At 68.2% G+C, this 13,496-nt stretch carries 19 protein-coding genes and 1 pseudogene; 7 read left to right on the forward strand and 13 right to left on the reverse strand.

What is annotated here, in order from left to right:
• Window positions 1-97 precede the first annotated feature (97 nt).
• The 4 genes from ACIA58_RS08165 to ACIA58_RS08180 all read right to left on the reverse strand — a co-directional run bounded on the left by ACIA58_RS08165 (window position 98) and on the right by ACIA58_RS08180 (window position 2,599).
• Entirely contained in the window at window positions 98-457 is a 360-nt protein-coding gene (locus ACIA58_RS08165) for a YciI family protein (RefSeq protein WP_396402875.1), read from the reverse strand.
• Window positions 458-575: 118 nt separating this feature from the next.
• On the reverse strand, window positions 576-1,055 hold the full coding sequence (gene smpB, locus ACIA58_RS08170) for an SsrA-binding protein SmpB (RefSeq protein ID WP_396402876.1): 480 nt from the start codon (window positions 1,053-1,055) through the stop codon (window positions 576-578).
• 60 nt (window positions 1,056-1,115) lie between these two features.
• Window positions 1,116-1,562 carry an NUDIX domain-containing protein gene (locus ACIA58_RS08175; protein WP_396402877.1) on the reverse strand — a complete coding sequence of 149 codons (447 nt, stop codon included), beginning with the start codon at window positions 1,560-1,562 and terminating at the stop codon, window positions 1,116-1,118.
• A 5-nt stretch (window positions 1,563-1,567) separates the two neighbouring features.
• On the reverse strand, window positions 1,568-2,599 hold the full coding sequence (locus ACIA58_RS08180; protein ID WP_396402878.1) for a hypothetical protein: 1,032 nt from the start codon (window positions 2,597-2,599) through the stop codon (window positions 1,568-1,570).
• A gap of 78 nt (window positions 2,600-2,677) precedes the next feature.
• Here ACIA58_RS08180 and ACIA58_RS08185 point away from each other — a divergent pair, with 78 nt between their 5' ends.
• Window positions 2,678-3,433 carry an SAM-dependent methyltransferase gene (locus ACIA58_RS08185; RefSeq protein WP_396402879.1) on the forward strand — a complete coding sequence of 252 codons (756 nt, stop codon included), beginning with the start codon at window positions 2,678-2,680 and terminating at the stop codon, window positions 3,431-3,433.
• A 26-nt stretch (window positions 3,434-3,459) separates the two neighbouring features.
• On the opposite strand, the gene ACIA58_RS08190 is transcribed toward ACIA58_RS08185, so the two are convergent.
• Window positions 3,460-3,600 (reverse strand): hypothetical protein, encoded by a 141-nt coding sequence (locus tag ACIA58_RS08190; protein WP_396402880.1) that lies wholly within the window; start codon window positions 3,598-3,600, stop codon window positions 3,460-3,462.
• 34 nt (window positions 3,601-3,634) lie between these two features.
• Here ACIA58_RS08190 and ACIA58_RS08195 point away from each other — a divergent pair, with 34 nt between their 5' ends.
• Complete coding sequence (locus ACIA58_RS08195) at window positions 3,635-4,393, forward strand: phosphotransferase (protein ID WP_396402881.1); 759 nt, start codon at window positions 3,635-3,637, stop codon at window positions 4,391-4,393.
• On the opposite strand, the gene ACIA58_RS08200 is transcribed toward ACIA58_RS08195, so the two are convergent.
• The 3 genes and pseudogenes from ACIA58_RS08200 to ACIA58_RS08210 form a co-directional block, all read right to left on the reverse strand.
• Window positions 4,390-5,295: a threonine/serine dehydratase gene (locus tag ACIA58_RS08200; RefSeq protein ID WP_396402882.1), complete on the reverse strand. Its 906-nt coding sequence runs from the start codon at window positions 5,293-5,295 to the stop codon at window positions 4,390-4,392. The genes ACIA58_RS08195 and ACIA58_RS08200 overlap by 4 nt on opposite strands.
• A 69-nt stretch (window positions 5,296-5,364) precedes the next feature.
• Complete coding sequence (locus ACIA58_RS08205) at window positions 5,365-6,057, reverse strand: nucleotidyltransferase domain-containing protein (protein WP_396402883.1); 693 nt, start codon at window positions 6,055-6,057, stop codon at window positions 5,365-5,367.
• Window positions 6,058-6,275: 218 nt separating this feature from the next.
• Window positions 6,276-6,401 (reverse strand): annotated as a pseudogene (locus tag ACIA58_RS08210) (ClpX C4-type zinc finger protein); the annotation flags it as partial.
• Window positions 6,402-6,547: 146 nt separating this feature from the next.
• On the opposite strand from ACIA58_RS08210, the gene ACIA58_RS08215 reads away from it, so the two are divergent.
• The gene (locus ACIA58_RS08215) at window positions 6,548-7,042 is read left to right on the forward strand and encodes a hypothetical protein (protein WP_396402884.1); all 495 of its coding nucleotides are present in this window, start codon (window positions 6,548-6,550) and stop codon (window positions 7,040-7,042) included.
• On the opposite strand, the gene ACIA58_RS08220 is transcribed toward ACIA58_RS08215, so the two are convergent.
• Complete coding sequence (locus ACIA58_RS08220) at window positions 7,039-7,419, reverse strand: VOC family protein (protein WP_396402885.1); 381 nt, start codon at window positions 7,417-7,419, stop codon at window positions 7,039-7,041. The two genes, ACIA58_RS08215 and ACIA58_RS08220, sit on opposite strands and share 4 nt — an antisense overlap.
• 52 nt (window positions 7,420-7,471) lie before the next feature.
• Here ACIA58_RS08220 and ACIA58_RS08225 point away from each other — a divergent pair, with 52 nt between their 5' ends.
• On the forward strand, window positions 7,472-7,846 hold the full coding sequence (locus ACIA58_RS08225) for a hypothetical protein (protein WP_396402886.1): 375 nt from the start codon (window positions 7,472-7,474) through the stop codon (window positions 7,844-7,846).
• Window positions 7,847-7,942: 96 nt separating this feature from the next.
• Here ACIA58_RS08225 and ACIA58_RS08230 read toward each other — a convergent pair whose 3' ends face one another.
• Entirely contained in the window at window positions 7,943-8,878 is a 936-nt protein-coding gene (locus ACIA58_RS08230; RefSeq protein ID WP_396402887.1) for a phosphotransferase, read from the reverse strand.
• An 18-nt stretch (window positions 8,879-8,896) separates the two neighbouring features.
• Here ACIA58_RS08230 and ACIA58_RS08235 point away from each other — a divergent pair, with 18 nt between their 5' ends.
• Window positions 8,897-9,739 carry a DUF72 domain-containing protein gene (locus ACIA58_RS08235; RefSeq protein WP_396402888.1) on the forward strand — a complete coding sequence of 281 codons (843 nt, stop codon included), beginning with the start codon at window positions 8,897-8,899 and terminating at the stop codon, window positions 9,737-9,739.
• Between the two features lie 19 nt (window positions 9,740-9,758).
• Window positions 9,759-10,220, forward strand: coding sequence for a hypothetical protein (locus tag ACIA58_RS08240; protein WP_396402889.1), 462 nt, complete (start codon window positions 9,759-9,761; stop codon window positions 10,218-10,220).
• A gap of 85 nt (window positions 10,221-10,305) precedes the next feature.
• Here the strand turns inward: ACIA58_RS08240 and ACIA58_RS08245 are convergent, their stop codons facing one another.
• From ACIA58_RS08245 to ACIA58_RS08255, 3 genes are all read right to left on the reverse strand, one after another.
• Window positions 10,306-10,806 (reverse strand): methylated-DNA--[protein]-cysteine S-methyltransferase, encoded by a 501-nt coding sequence (locus ACIA58_RS08245; protein ID WP_396402890.1) that lies wholly within the window; start codon window positions 10,804-10,806, stop codon window positions 10,306-10,308.
• Between the two features lie 37 nt (window positions 10,807-10,843).
• On the reverse strand, window positions 10,844-11,677 hold the full coding sequence (locus tag ACIA58_RS08250) for a carbon-nitrogen hydrolase family protein (protein WP_396402891.1): 834 nt from the start codon (window positions 11,675-11,677) through the stop codon (window positions 10,844-10,846).
• 370 nt (window positions 11,678-12,047) lie between these two features.
• The gene (locus ACIA58_RS08255) at window positions 12,048-12,389 is read right to left on the reverse strand and encodes a hypothetical protein (RefSeq protein ID WP_396402892.1); all 342 of its coding nucleotides are present in this window, start codon (window positions 12,387-12,389) and stop codon (window positions 12,048-12,050) included.
• A 91-nt stretch (window positions 12,390-12,480) separates the two neighbouring features.
• On the opposite strand from ACIA58_RS08255, the gene fgd reads away from it, so the two are divergent.
• Window positions 12,481-13,485 (forward strand): glucose-6-phosphate dehydrogenase (coenzyme-F420), encoded by a 1,005-nt coding sequence (fgd, locus tag ACIA58_RS08260; protein WP_396402893.1) that lies wholly within the window; start codon window positions 12,481-12,483, stop codon window positions 13,483-13,485.
• The last annotated feature ends 11 nt before the right edge of the window (window positions 13,486-13,496 follow it).

The following is a 13,496-nucleotide window of genomic DNA, read 5'->3' on the forward strand; positions in this document are numbered from 1 at the left end:
CGGCCAGGGTGATGCGCAGATCCCTCCGAGCGCGCAGACGAAAGCCCAGGCAGAGCTTCTCTGACCTGGGCTTTTGTGTCCGCTCTCTCGCGGGATGTCAGTCCGGGCTGCCCTGGGTTTTGAAGGCGCGGACCTCGTGGGGCCAGCCGCAGCCCTCCGCGATCTTGGCTGCCCACACCTTGGCGGCCTCGTCGTCGGGGACGTCGACGATCGCGAAGCCGCCGAGATACTCCTTGGTCTCGATGTACGGTCCGTCCGTGAGCAGCACCTCGCCGCTGGTGGGGTCGGCGCTGTAGATCGGGCCGTCCTCCTCCTTGAGCCCGCCGGCGAACACGTACACGCCGGCGTCCTTCATCTCGTCCACGACCGCCATCGCGAGCGGTCCGCGACTACGGAACCACTCCTCGGTGTGGTCACCCACCCACTGCTGGTTGAAGTAGATGAGGTACTCGGGCATAGCTGCTCCTTCGGCTCGAGCGGACCTGCTGTCCGCCTGCACCTACGCTACGAACGGCATCCGGCGAATCCGACAGCCTCGCCGAGAAAGTTTTCACCGGACCGCGACGGCTCGGTGATCAGTCCCGGCGGCCCTTCAGGCGGCGGCTGACCGCGCGCTCCACCTCCCGGGTCGCCTCGCGTTCGGCGAGCGCGTGCCGCTTGTCCCAGGTCTTCTTCCCGCGAGCAAGCGCGATCTCCACCTTCGCGCGCCCGTCCTTGAAGTACAGGGCCAGCGGGACGATCGTCAGACCGCCCTCGTTGACCTTGCGCTCGATCTTGTCGATCTGGGCCCGATGCAGCAGCAACTTCCGCTTGCGCCGGGAACCCCCTTCGAACCAGCGAGCCTGCGAGTACTGCGGGATGTGCACTGCATGCAGCCAGATCTCCCGGTCCTCAACCATCGCGAACCCGCCCACCAACGACGCCCGCCCCGCCCGCAACGCCTTGACCTCCGGCCCCTGCAACACGATCCCCGCCTCCCACGACTCACCCAACTGGTAGTCATGAGCAGCCTTCCGGTTACGCGCAATCACAGGCTCGACATCCGACTTCTTCACCCCTCAATTCTGCCCGAGAACCCGAACTCCCTCAGGAACCCTCGCGCGCGAGGCAGTACCTCAGCGGAGCATCGTGCCCGTCGCGCCGCCTGCGAGGTGGGGGAAGTGGTGGAGGGCTTGGGTGACGAGGGGGGAGAAGAGTTGGGTGTGGGCTTTTGTTGCGAGGACGGCGCCTCGGACGTCCTCGGACTCGATGTCTTGTACGACGGGGCCCGCTACCTCTACGTGGGAAACGGCGGCCGTGTGGGTGAAGTTGATGGGGTGGCCGGAGGAATCGGTGGGGACGTGGAATTCGAAGGTGACGCTGGCGAGTGTCCGGGTTAGTTCCACGCCGCACTCTTCTCGTAGTTCGCGGTGGAGGGTGGTCGACTCGGATTCGGTGGGTTCGGGTGAGCCGCCTGGTAGGTCTAGCAGGCCCTCGTATGGTCCGCGGGCTTTGCGGACGAGGACGAGGTGGCCGTCTTGTTGCCAGAGGGCGTAGATGCCGAAATGGGTGGTGGGTTCCACGGTGTCTAGCCTGCCAAAGCGAGGGTGCTGGTCAGGTATTTGTGGGGGATTTCGGCGCGGGCGCGGAGTTCTAGGGGGTCGGCGTATGGGATCAGCCGTTGCCATGAGATGAGGCGATGGACGTTGGTCAGGGCCCCGGTGACGGCCAGGTCGGCGCGTAGTACCTGCGGGTCGGCGTCCAGGTGCTCGCGCCAAACGGTCAGATAGGTGTCGATTAGTTCAGCGCGGTCTGGGCGGGACAGAAAGGCGCAGGTCCACTCGACGACTGAGTCGAGGAAGCCGTGCAGGGAGACGAACGGGTGGCCCCAGATCGCGTTGCCGAAGTCGAAGAAGCGGGGGCGCAGTACGCCGGTCGAACGGTCGGCGAAGATGTTGGCGGGGTACACGTCGTTGAGCTCCAGGTCGAGCGGTACGGCGTCGCTGAGGGATGCGGTGCGGCGATCCAGTACGTCGGCCGCCCGCGCGGCTCGCTCCAGCACGTCGAGACGCAGCGGATGGCCGGGCAGCAGCGACGCCCACTCCTGAGCCACGGCCCGCACTCGATCACCGGCCGTACGAGGTGCGATCTCGACGAGATCAGCGGAGTCGAGGCGGCCGAGGACGGTGCATTGAAGGCGGGCCAGCGCACGGACGATGATGCGACGCGTCGGCTGATCGGCGACGTCGGGATGCGTAACCGTCGTACCTTGATCGTCTGCCAGGAGCCAGCCACGTTCGCGGTCCACCGCGAGCGGCACGATCACATCGTCCGGCGCGAGCCGGGCCAACCGGGCGACCAGCCCGGGCTCGAACCGATGCCCGGGATTGTTCTCCTTGAACCACACCAGGCCCTCGACGGTCGGATAGCAGCGCGTCACGGACCAGAAGCGAGCCCGATAGGTGACAGGTACGCCGCTGATCCGGCGACCGCGCTCCGCGAGTCGACAACCCACCCACGCATCGACAGTCCGCGCCCACTCCGCGGACGTCCAGCGCCGTACCCAGTGCCCGTCAGCGTCCGGACCCAGTGGTCTGGCCGGCGGCGGATAGTGCGACACCCGCGGGACGCTACCGCCCACCACCGACAGCAATAACCGTTTGCCTGGTCGGAGCGTGGTCTCGCACACTCCCGTCACATGGATGACGCCGAGCTCGCCGTACTGCTCAGGAATGAACGCTATCCGCGCTCGGCCGCGTACTCGGCTCGCTGGATGGTCGACGGCGGGATGGGGCCCAACCCGGTGTGGCAGGCGGAGGCGCTGGCCGAATTCATGTCGCTCGAGCCCGGTATGCGGGTGCTCGACATGGGATGTGGCGCTGCGCTGAGCTCGATCTTCCTGGCCAGGGAGTACGGCGTCGAGGTGTGGGCGACGGACCTGTGGGTCAAGCCGGACGAGAACCTGCGCCGAGTCGCCGAAGCGCAGGTGGACGACCAGGTCTACCCGATCTACGCGGAGGCTCACGCCCTGCCGTTCGCCGAGGACTTCTTCGACGCGATGGTCAGCATCGGCGCCTACCACTACTTCGGCACCGACGACCTGTACCTCGGCTACTACTCGCGTTTCGTGAAGCGGGGCGGGCAGATCGGCATCGTGCAGCCCGGACTCGCCGAGGAGTACGAGACGCTTCCGCCGCCGCACCTCGAGTCGTACTGGATGTGGGACTTCTGCGCCTGGCACAGCCCCGGCTGGTGGCGCCGGCACTGGGAGAAGACCGGCCTCGTCACCGTCGAGGTCGCCGACCGGCTACCCGACGGTTGGCGAGACTGGCTGCAGTGGAACGAAGCCTGCGATCACGACAGCGGTACGCCGGGCCGCGCAGAAGCCCAAATGCTCCGCACCGATGCCGGCCGGTCCCTCGGCCTTACCCGAGTAGTTGCCCGCCGCAACTAAAGCTTGGCCTCGAGGTTGTCGGTCATCTACGCCGCGTGTCCTACGTCGCCGACGAAGCCGAGGGTGAGGTCGGTGGTGGTCCACTCGGTGCGACCGGCGGAGGTGTTGTGGCGGTCGTAGAGTCGGCTGATCTCGACGGCGCGTGCCTGGAGGGCTGCTAGATCCATGCCGGTAGAGCCTACGGTCCGGGATGATGGCGGCGTGGAAGCTGAAGAGGTGCTGACGGGAGGAAACGTCGCCGAGCGGGTCGTGCGGATCGGGTCGACGGTGCGGAAGCCCTCGCTTCCTCAGACGGCCGGGGTCGAGGCTGTGCTCACGCATCTGGCGGAGAAGCAGTTCGACGGTGCGCCCCGCACGTACGGGCGTGACGACCAGGGGCGGCACGTCCTCGAGTACGTACCGGGTGACCTCGCCGACACGCTTCCGCCGCTCTCGCTGGACGAGTTGCGCCAAGTCGGGCGGCTGATTCGAGAGCTGCACGACACGATGGAGACCTTCCGGCCGGCCCCGGATGTCACCTGGCAGATCCTGGTCCCTGACCCCGCCAGCGGCGACCTGATCTGCCACAACGACCTCGCCCCGTGGAACCTGGTCGCCAACGACGAGCGCTGGGTGTTCATCGACTGGGACAACGCCGGCCCCGCATCGCGACTGTGGGACCTCGGGTACGCCGCAACCGGGTTCGTGCCCTTCGTACCCAGCGGCGACGTACAGGTCGACGCCCCGCGGCTGCGCGCCCTGGCCGACGGGTACGGCCTCGACCTCGAGCAACGCCAAGCCTTCCCGGCGCAGATCGCGGCCCGCACGCGCGGCTCGTACGAACTGCTCGTCAATGGCCACCGCACCGGCGAGCAACCATGGGCCCGCCTGTACGCCGAGGGCCACGCCGACTACTGGGGCCCGACTGCGGCATACATCGAGCAACACCACGACGAATGGGTCGCAGCGCTGACCACCTAACGGTCGGCGATCCAGCGCTGGTAAGCGGGTAGGTCGACGTTGCTGCCGCAGATGATGGTGAGGATGTGGCGGCCTGCGAAGCGGGTGGAGTCCTCGACGAGGGCGGCCAGGCCCAGGGCGGCGGACGGTTCGACGATGAGGCCGGCGTGGTCGTAGAGCAGGCGCATGCCGGTGATGATCGATTCCTCTTGGACGAGTACGGCGTCGTCGGCGATCAGCAGGAGGTCGTCGAGGACCTCCGGGATGGGGAACCGGCCGGCGACGCCATCGGCGATCGTGTTGACGGAGTCCGTGGTGACGACGCGGCGTTGTTGCCACGAACGCGTCAGCGCCGGCGCGCCCGCCGGCTGCACGCAGATCACGTCGACCTCGGGCGCCAACTCCTTCACCACATGCCCCACGCCGGTCGCCATCGCCCCGCCGCCGAGCGCGATCAGCACGGTGTCGAATGCCGGCGTACCCTCCATCAGCTCAAGCCCGATCGTCGCCGCGCCCTCGCAGGTCTCGAGGTCCAGGCTGTCCTCGAGCAACCGGATTCCGTCGTACTGCGCGATCGCCGCGGCTCGTTCCCGTGCCAGCTCGTGGTCGCCGTCGACCAACTCCAGCTTGGCGCCGAGCGCGCGGATCCGATCGAGCTTCGCCTGCGTCGCGAACCGCGAAGCCACCACGGTGACGTCGAGCCCGCGCCGCCGCCCGGACCACGCGAGGGCCTGGCCGAGATTGCCCGCACTGGCACAAACGACCGCCCGCGCACCGGCCTCGGCCAACTGACTCGCAACCAACTCGGTCCCGCGTCCTTTGAAGCTGCGAACCGGATTCGCCGTCTCGAGCTTGATGCTCACCGCACACCCGAGCGCCGGCTCCAACGCCTCGCACAGATACTGCGGGCTGTCCAAGAACACGGGATCGATAACCCGCCGAGCCGCCCGAATCCGACCAGTATCAAGCCGACTCTCTGCCACGAACCAAACCTAACGGATCGCGCCGCGGAGCAGCTCGACGTACGCACGCCCGGCCGCGAGACTGTCGGCGCGGCCGAGGTGTTCGAACTGGTTCAGGAGTTCGTCCAGCGCGGAGAGCTGGTCTGCGGTGTGATCCCCGCCGAGGTATTCGATCGTGCGGGCTGCGTCGGGGGACTGGCGGGCTACTTGCTTGGCGGCGATCGGGATCAGTGCGAGCCGCATCGCGTCGTGCTCGTCGTCCGTCTTCGGCGTGGCCGGCTCGTGCTCGCCGCGGTTGAGGTACTCCGAGAGTGTGGCCGGCGTCGGGGCGATTCCGCGCCGATCGAAGATGACGCTGCTGTCGGACGGCCAGTTCGCCAGTGAGACGGGATGAAGGTGCCAGTCGACCCATAGCGGCAGGTCTTCCACGACGTACTGTGCGCTGATCGCTCTCGTGCCGCGGGGACCGTTGTGCCGGGCATCGATCTCGAACGCGAGTCGTCCGGGGCCTTGCGGCAGCCGACCGGGCACGGCGTAGTCGTCGAGGTCTTCCACGACGACGAGCAGATCGACATCGCTCCAGTCGTCAGCACGCCCCGCGCCCAACGAACCGACCAACGCGACCCCTGCCACCTTCGCATCACCTTGGAGCGCGGCGATGACTGCACTCAGCCACCTCTCGCGCAGGTCGGCCAGCCGGGGTGCCGGCGGTGTGCTGGTCATTCCTCGCCCGAGAAGCGTTCCCAGGCTGATTGGCGGCTGATTCCGAGGGACTCGCCGATCCGCGCCCACGTGACGGATCGCGAGCGGAGCCGCAGTACGCGGTCCTGCACGGCCGCCTCGACCATGCCGCGGGAGGCGTCGATGCGGGCCATGTCGGCCAGCAGTTCCTCGTCGGTCTTCCCGTCCAAGGGCGGGAAGGTCGGCATCGGCTTCCCGCTGATCAGCTGTTCACACAGCCCGACGCACTCGTTGCAGATGAACACTCCGGGCCCGGCGATGAGCCGCTCCACCTCGGTCTGCAACTTCCCGCAGAACGAGCAACCCAACAGATTGTCCGACACCATGACTCCCAACTTGTCAGGCTCACCCTGACACGCTTGTCAGGCTAAACCTGACAACTCCAGCCGGTCAAGAGCGGGGAGAAGCGCGGAGGCGCTCAGCCCAGCGAGTGGGCCCCACCTCGTCTGGATGCGTGGTAGTAGTACGTCCTATGGCGGATTGGGATGAGTCGGAGTTGCCGCGGGGGATCGTCGCGTTGTTGGGGGAACCGCGGGGGTTGGGTGAGATCGCCGAGCGGCTGGGTGTGACGGATGCTCGGGTGCTTTGGTACCTCGGGAGGCTTCGCGATGCTGGTCGAGTCGTGGAGGACGGCGGGGTGTGGCGGCATACCGAGGCTGGGGTGGAGTTCGCGGAGCGGGCGGCGCCGGAGAAGGGTGCGCGTACGGAGTTGCCGGGGGCGAGTGCGCAGGACTATGTGCAGGCGTACGCCGACGCGGCGGCGGGGATGTTCGGAGCGGGGTTCGTGCAGGACAGTGGGGAGCACGCGGGGCGGGTGCCGGGTGAGCGGGTCGCGGAGTTCCACGAGCGGTTGCTGAGTCTGATCGGCGAGTACTTCGCCCCGGACAAGGTCGACCGCACCGCCACCCCGAAGTACGGCTTCCGCTGGGTCCTGACCCCGGTCGACCTCCATCCCCTCGACGACTAGCCGGGCGCCCAACACAAGCAGAACGGGTGCCCCGCGGGGTCGGCGTACACCTGCACACCGCGGGCGGCGGCGGGATCCTCGGCGGGTTTGAGAAGCCGGGCGCCGAGTGCGAGAGCCTGCTCGTGCGCCGCGGCGTGCGCGTCGATGCCTTCGAAGTACAGGTCGAGATGGATCTGCTGCGGCGCACCATCGGGCCACTCCGGGGGGACGTGGTCAGGGGCCAGTTGGACACCGAGCGCCCATCCGCCGTCCACCCAGATCGCGCGCCAGCGATCGCCCCACTTCTCGACCGTGCCGCCGAGGAACTCCGCCCAGAACGTGCTCTCGGCGTCGATGTCGGCAGCGTCGAAGACGATCATTCGGTGCTTGATGTCCATACACAGCAGTCTGACGGCTGAAGTGGTCGGGTGGATCACTTACGGTGATTGCATGGCGTTTGCGGCGAAGGGGAGCAAGGGCGAGTCGTTCCTTGCGGTGCTGGTCGGCGGTGGGGCGGCGTTCGGGCTGGTGGTGATCACGTCGCGGGCGTGGAAGGCCTGTCATGTGGACGTCACCGGCAGCGTGCCGAACGGACTGACGCTGCTGTTCCTCGGGGTGCCGCTCGCCTTGATCGTCAACCTGGTGCTGTTCACTGTCGTCTTCCGGTACGCCGGGAAGGCCTTCCTGTTCTCGCTGATCGCGGCCGCCATCGCGATCGCGATCGCCGACCTCGCACTGTTCTCCTGGCAAGGCACCCCGGCCGGCTCACCCGGCACCTGCCCGGGCAACGTCCCGCCGTGGTGGCCCACCTGGATCCCCACCTGATCGCGGATCCCCACGCCATCACAATCGACTCCGAACTGCGGGGTCAGGCCTGAGCCCGCGCGATCGTGGCGATTGTGATGGCGTGGGGATCCGGGGTCACACCATTCGGAGGAGTGCGGCGGCGCGCTCGGGGTCGCCGATGTGGGCGGTCGCGGGGAAGAGGCGCCCCCAGGAGCCGGCGCGGGTGAGGTGGCTGAGCCGGCGGGCGAGCGTGGCTGCCCGGCGGAGCGCGGGGCGTGGGTGTTCCGCGGTCCACGGCTCCAGGTACGCGTCCTCGAGCCGCGGTGCGACGTCCGGACCGAGCAGTTCGGCCGCGCGGTCGATCGCGACGAGGAGACTGCAGAACGGGTGGGCGACGTTCGCGTCACCCCAATCGAAGAACGTGTACCGCCCAGGACCGGCGACCAGGATCTGACCATCGTGCAGATCAGCGTGATCGAGCGTCGCAGGGATCCCGAACGCGGCAAGCTCCGCGCACCAGTCCACCAACCGAGGCCGGAACGCGAGCAACCGCTCACGATCCTCCACACCAAGCGTCCGGTTGCCGGCCACCGTCTCGTCGAAGAGCCGCGTGAGACCCCGGGCATCAGGTACGCCGAGCCGCACCAGCTCATCGACCCGCGGAACGAGCGCCCGTTGCAGGTCGGCGTACTGCGCGAGGACCTCCTCCCAGTGCCGCACGTCCAAGGTCTGCGCACGCAGGAGCGCGCCGCCGTCCGGGAGGAGCGACCACCCGCGGGCGGTGTCGACGGCGTACGGCGTGAGGACGTGCTCGGGAGTCCATCGCGACAGCGCCTCGGTGAGCGCGGGCTCGAACGCGCTGCCGGGCGAGGTCGCCTTGAACCAGACCGGGCGCTCGGCGCAGACCCGGACGATCACCGACCAGGGCCGGAGTCGCACCCGCCGCGGTCCTGTCTCGCTGATGCCGAGCGCCACGAGCTTCCGATCGAGCCAGTCGAGGGCGGCGGAGCGGCAGGATGGGTCCTCCCAGGGCGTCTGTGCATCCGGGTACGCCCCGCGGTCGATGTGCATAGGGTCAATAATCGAGGGATGACGCGCTGGCCGGACACCCGATTTCGGGTCGGCATCTCCGGATGGCGCTACCCGCCGTGGCGCAAGGTCTACTACCCCGACGGTCTCCCGCAGCGCGCCGAGCTCGAGTACGCGTCGAACCGGCTGAACTCGATCGAGCTGAACGGCTCGTTCTACGCGCTCCAGCGTCCGACGTCGTACCAGCGCTGGTACGACGAGACGCCCGACGGGTTCGTGTTCTCGGTCAAAGGCCCGCGGTTCGTCACGCACATGAAACGACTGGCCGACGTGGACGCGCCGTTGGCCAACTTCTTCGCGTCCGGAGTGCTTGCGCTCGGCAACAAACTTGGACCGGTGCTCTGGCAGCTGCCGCCGAACTTCCAGTACGACGCGGAGCGGTGCGCGGCATTCTTCGCGCAGTTGCCCCGGACAACGTCCGCTGCTGCGGAGGTTGCCAAGGGCCACGATGAGCGGATGGAGGGTCGCGCGCTGCTCGAGTGCACCGTCGACATCCCGCTGCGGTACGCGATCGAAGTACGGCACGACAGCTTCAAGACCAAGGGATTCGTCGAGCTGGCGCGGGAGCACGACGTCGCGGTGGTGTGTGCGGACACGGCCGGCAAGTGGCCGATGTTCAACGACGTGACCGCGGACTTCGCGTACGTCAGGTTGCACGGTGCGGATGAGCTCTACGTGAGCGGGTACGACGACAAGTCGCTCGGCCGGTGGGCGCGGACGATCCGGTCGTGGAAGTGCGACACCTACGTGTACTTCGACAACGACGTGAAGGTGCACGCGCCGTACGACGCCGAGCGGCTGGCGGGTCGGCTCGGGATCAGTTCGGCCACCGCCGAAGTGTGACGGGCTTACCGTCGGCGGCATGACTGAGAACCCTGGAGAGCTCGTCGAGCAAGCAGTGGAGCGGTCCCTCGAGCTGGTCGTCACCTGGCCGGCCTGGGACGGCGAGCCGCGGACGTCCGACGACGGGCGGACGTTCACCCCGCACAAGGCGGTCCGCCGGATCGGCGACCACATGGTCGATCACCTCGCGGAGATCGAGGCGCTGCTGGCCGGCGTACCGACGCAGCCCGACGAGTGGCACGCGAGCGCGCTCACGTCCGCCGCCGACCTCGCGCCGTTCTCCGAGGAGGACGTGCGCGAGGCCGAGCAGCGACTGCGCCGACTCGGGCGGACCTTCGTACTGCGGTACGCGGCGCTCGACCCGGCCGAGTGGGACAAGGACCGCAGCCCGAACTGGACCCTCCGCCAGATCGCCGAGCACCTGACCGAACTCGACTGGTACGCCGAGCAGGTCGGCGACCTGACCGCCAGCACTCACTAACCCCCTCGCCTCGCGCCGCCGCACGCTCAGCCGCGGCGGCGACACGGCCGCGGGCGGACGTTAGTGAGTGCCTCAGGTCCGCCTCTCAGAACAACCGGGCTCCGACGGGCTGCTCCAGGTCGAGCAGGAACTGCTTCCGCTTGAGCCCGCCGGCGTACCCGGTCAGCGAGCCGTTCTTCCCGATCACCCGGTGACACGGGATCACGATCGACAACGGGTTCTGCCCGACCGCCTTGCCGACAGCCTGCGCCGCGTGAGCCGGTTCCCCCAGCCGCGCGGCGATCTCGCCGTACGTCGTCGTTTCGCCGTACGGGATCTCCTCGAGGACTGTCCACACCCGGCGCTGGAACTCGTCGCCGTGCAGCCGGGTCGGAAGGTCGAAGGTCACCCGCCCACCGGCGAAGTACTCCTCCAACTGCTCGACGACCGCGGCGATGAACGGGTCGGTGGCTTCGACTCGTTCACCCAGCGTCTCCGCGGTCGGCTTGACCCAGTGATGAGGGAAGTAGACGCCGACCAGTACGTCGTCGGCGGCGACCAAAGTGAGGTCACCGATCCGGGTGCTGACAATCGCGTGCCTGTTCATGCAGGTAGAACGTGTCAGCACCCGGACCTGTGAGGGCCTACGACCCGACGCGCTCCCGCGTCCGCTGCCGGAAGCTCCGGCCGGTCTCGCTGAAGTCAGCCCGGTCGACGTCGGCCACCACAACCGCCGGCGTACTGTCCGACGGCCCCTGGACGACCCACTCGCCGCGCGCGTTGATCACGCCCGCGTCGAGACCGGCGCCGGGGTTGGCCGGAACCGCGAGACTGATCCAGGATGTGTTGATCGCCGCGATCCCCCGGGCCTGGATCCCGATGTGCTCGTTGCGGTCCACGCCGTTGCTGCAGTACGACACGAGGACGCCGTCGGCCCCGAGCCGGTCGTACTCCGTGAACACCTCCGGGAAGATCGCGTCCAGCCCGAGCGCGAGCCCGAACCGGTACCCGTCCACTTCGAAGGTCACCGGGTCCTTGCCCGGGGTGTACATCCAGGTGACCTTGGTCGTCGACAGCATGCGTTCGTCGTACCGTACGACCAGCTTTCCTTGGTCGGACACGACGTACATGCTGTTGTGCGGCCGCGCGCCGGGCAGTTGGTGGACCGTCGGGAGCACGGTCCAGATCCTGAGTTCGCGGGAGAGGGCGACGATCTGGTCGACCTCGTCCTGCAGGACCTTCCAGTCCGCCTTGGTCCAGTCGGACGGACCGACCTCGTCCGGGCCGAGCGAGGACATCACCCGCTTGCTCGGGAAGCAGATCGCCCCCTCGGTGAAGTGGACGAGGCGCGCCCCGGCGGCCGCGGCCTCGCGCATCAGGCGACGTACCTCGGTGCCGCTCTCGCGGAGCAGGGCGGGGTTCGTCGGGTCCTCGTGGACGGTGGTCTGGGCGACGGCGATTCGTAAGGTTTCCGGCATGTCTTCTCCTGTCGGAGTCGGACGGAAGTGCCGGAGGGCAGACGTGTAGGACTCACCGGTTTTCGCGGCGCGGGCTCGGACCCGTTGCTTGAAGTTCCTGTGCGCTGTCATCTGGCCTTCCACGCACTCGCACGCGATCCCCCAGCGATCCCGGCGAGGCGGCTGACCAGGACGAGCGGCCCGAGACAGGAAGTCCCTTTGCCTTCTCGTTGTGACCGAGCTGGGGCCGGTCGACGAAGGTGAGGCGCGGGCCGCGCCGGACCCACATCTTGTCCGAGTCGCCGCGACGGAGTCAATCAGGCTCGCCGCCCCGGGCGGGCATACCAAACCGTATGGTACGGCATACCAAACCGTACGGTATGGAGGATCCTCAGCGGCGCAAGTGGTCGCCGGCTGCGTCCATGGCTACCCCGACCAGCTCCGGGCTGAGGTCGACGACCGTGTTCCCGTCGGCGTCCAGCTTGCCGGACTCGGTGATCGACAGGCCGATCAGCGCCAGCGCTCCGGCCCGGTGCCGTTGCAGACGAGCGGCCGGGTCCTCGGGCCGCGGCGGCACCCGCGCGCCGTCCGGCTCGCCGGCATCGTCCTGCTCCCAGGCGGCGACGGCACGCTCCGCAAGGGCGGCCGGCACGGTGACCCGGATCGAGGGCAGTCCAGCCGTGCGAAACGTCGTACCGATCAGGCCCAGCACTCGGGCGTCGTCCGTATACACGCGAAGGATGGTAGCGACCCGGGGCGGCATAAAGTCGGACCTGGACGCGGTTGTCCTCCGGAGTACGCGCAGACGACGTTTGGAGCAGAGGGTGAGCATTCGAGTCGGGTACAAGGCTTCGGCGGAGCAGTTCGGGCCGCGGGAGCTGGTGGAGTACTCCGTCCGGGCCGAGGAGCTCGGGCTCGACAGTGTGACCGTGTCGGACCACTTCCTGCCGTGGCGGCACGAAGGCGGGCACGCGCCGTTCGCGCTCGCGTGGATGGCAGCGGTCGGTGAGCGGACCAACCGGGTGCTGATCGGTACGTCGGTGCTCACGCCCACGTTCCGGTACAACCCGGCCGTGATCGCGCAGGCGTTCGCGACCCTCGGCATGCTGTACCCCGGGCGTGTCATGCTCGGCGTCGGCAGCGGCGAGGCGCTGAACGAGATCGCCGTGTCGGGGATGGAGTGGCCCGAGTTCAAGGAGCGGTTCGCCCGGCTGCGCGAGTCGGTGCAGCTGATCCGCGACCTGTGGACGAAGGACGGCGTCAGTTCCGAGGGGCCGTACTACAAGACCGTCGACGCGTTCATCTACGACCGCCCCGAGACGCCGATCAAGGTGTACGTCGCTGCCGGCGGACCGCTGGTCGCGAAGTACGCCGGGCGCGCGGGCGACGGGTTCATCGCGACGTCCGGCAAGGGGATGGAGCTGTACACCGACAAGCTCATGCCCGCCGTGCGTGAGGGCGCCGAGAAGGCCGGGAAGAAGTTCGAGGACATCGACCGGATGCTCGAGGTCAAGATCTCGTACGACCGGGACGCCGATCAGGCGCTGGAGAACACGCGGTTCTGGGCGCCGTTGTCGCTGACGCCGGAGCAGAAGCACAGCGTCACCAGCGCGACCGAGATGGAGCGGCTCGCCGACGAGCTGCCGATCGAGCAGGTCGCGAAGCGGTGGATCGTGGCCTCGGACCCCGAGGAGGTCGTGAAGCAGTTCCAGCCGTACCTGGAGGCGGGCTTCAACCACTTCGTCGTACACGGTCCTGGGCACGACCAGGAGCGGTTCCTGACCCAGTTCACCGAAGACGTTCTGCCGTTGCTGCGCAAACTGTCTTGAGCTGAGGAGTC

The organism is Kribbella sp. NPDC051586, assembly GCF_044453965.1.
Lineage (GTDB): Bacteria > Actinomycetota > Actinomycetes > Propionibacteriales > Kribbellaceae > Kribbella.

Bases quoted from the DNA above. Each gene is read 5' to 3' on its own strand.
- ACIA58_RS08165 (WP_396402875.1), bottom strand. From the start codon at position 457: ATGCCCGAGTACCTCATCTACTTCAACCAGCAGTGGGTGGGTGACCAC.
- ACIA58_RS08185 (WP_396402879.1), top strand. From the start codon at position 2,678: ATGGATGACGCCGAGCTCGCCGTACTGCTCAGGAATGAACGCTATCCG.
- ACIA58_RS08190 (WP_396402880.1), bottom strand. From the start codon at position 3,600: ATGGATCTAGCAGCCCTCCAGGCACGCGCCGTCGAGATCAGCCGACTC.
- ACIA58_RS08205 (WP_396402883.1), bottom strand. From the start codon at position 6,057: ATGACCAGCACACCGCCGGCACCCCGGCTGGCCGACCTGCGCGAGAGG.
- ACIA58_RS08215 (WP_396402884.1), top strand. From the start codon at position 6,548: ATGGCGGATTGGGATGAGTCGGAGTTGCCGCGGGGGATCGTCGCGTTG.
- ACIA58_RS08220 (WP_396402885.1), bottom strand. From the start codon at position 7,419: ATGGACATCAAGCACCGAATGATCGTCTTCGACGCTGCCGACATCGAC.
- ACIA58_RS08225 (WP_396402886.1), top strand. From the start codon at position 7,472: ATGGCGTTTGCGGCGAAGGGGAGCAAGGGCGAGTCGTTCCTTGCGGTG.
- ACIA58_RS08230 (WP_396402887.1), bottom strand. From the start codon at position 8,878: ATGCACATCGACCGCGGGGCGTACCCGGATGCACAGACGCCCTGGGAG.
- ACIA58_RS08235 (WP_396402888.1), top strand. From the start codon at position 8,897: ATGACGCGCTGGCCGGACACCCGATTTCGGGTCGGCATCTCCGGATGG.
- ACIA58_RS08240 (WP_396402889.1), top strand. From the start codon at position 9,759: ATGACTGAGAACCCTGGAGAGCTCGTCGAGCAAGCAGTGGAGCGGTCC.
- ACIA58_RS08245 (WP_396402890.1), bottom strand. From the start codon at position 10,806: ATGAACAGGCACGCGATTGTCAGCACCCGGATCGGTGACCTCACTTTG.
- ACIA58_RS08250 (WP_396402891.1), bottom strand. From the start codon at position 11,677: ATGCCGGAAACCTTACGAATCGCCGTCGCCCAGACCACCGTCCACGAG.